This is a genomic window from Dietzia sp. DQ11-44, assembly GCF_014145205.1.
GTDB lineage: Bacteria > Actinomycetota > Actinomycetes > Mycobacteriales > Mycobacteriaceae > Dietzia > Dietzia natronolimnaea.
On record NZ_JAALEC010000620.1, the window covers coordinates 1 to 898 of the forward strand.

The following is an 898-nucleotide window of genomic DNA, read 5'->3' on the forward strand; positions in this document are numbered from 1 at the left end:
CGGCGTCCTCGTCGCCGGCCGCGTCGTCGGCGCTGCACTCCGGCCGGGTGGAGTTGAGCTCGGTCGGCGAGTTGCCGGCCAGGGCCGCGCCCACCAGGACCGCGCCCTGCGTGGTGTCGGTGACGGTGGTGGTGTTGATGTCCAGCGGGGTCTTCTTCTGCGCCGGCACGACGAAGAAGACGAGCGCCAGTGCGATAGTGATGAGGAACGCGCCGAGCCCGACGAGGACCAGTGCGGGCACTGACGACCTCCGTCCCGCGGAACTGCTCTGTCGTGCCATCGGTTGTCCTCCTGGAGTCGCACCCTGGATCCGCCGGTTACCGCCGGGTAGCTTCCCGGGTCGGTCGCCGGACCGGACCATCATCAGGAGAAGATTAACAGTGATGAAGAACGCATTCGCCACCCCCGACCGACAAGTCGGAACTCTCCCGTCCGCCACCGGCTTCGTGCCGGCGCTGGAGGGCTTCCGCGCGGTCGCCGCGCTCTCGGTCCTCACCACTCACGTCGCGTTCCAGACCGGCTCCTCCACGGGGTCGGCGATCAACCGGGTCTGGGGCCGGTTCGACCTGTCCGTGGCGGTCTTCTTCGCCTTGTCCGGGTTCCTGCTGTGGCGCGCCCACGCCCTCCACGCCCGTCGGGGCGGGCCCGGCACCGCGCGGTCCGCGGGGGCCTACCTGCGTTCCCGCCTCGTCCGGATCATGCCGGCCTACCTCGTGGTGGTGGCCGCGGTGTTCCTGCTCATCCCCCAGAACGCGCACAGTTCGGCCTCGACCTGGACGGCCAACCTGACCCTGATGCAGGTGTACGTCCCCGACTCCCTGGTCGAGGGTCTGACCCACGCGTGGTCCCTGTCGGTGGAGATGTCCTTCTACCTCGTCCTGCCGCTGCTCTGGTGGGA

The 898-nt window shown here is 69.5% G+C and carries 2 protein-coding genes; one reads left to right on the forward strand and one right to left on the reverse strand.

Annotated elements, in window-relative coordinates:
- On the reverse strand, nucleotides 1-280 hold a 280-nt coding region (locus tag G6018_RS14410), incomplete at its 3' end, for a porin PorA family protein (RefSeq protein ID WP_187701124.1).
- Nucleotides 281-383: 103 nt separating this feature from the next.
- Here G6018_RS14410 and G6018_RS14415 point away from each other — a divergent pair.
- The coding region (locus tag G6018_RS14415; RefSeq protein ID WP_182639989.1) for an acyltransferase at nucleotides 384-898 on the forward strand (515 nt) is incomplete at its 3' end.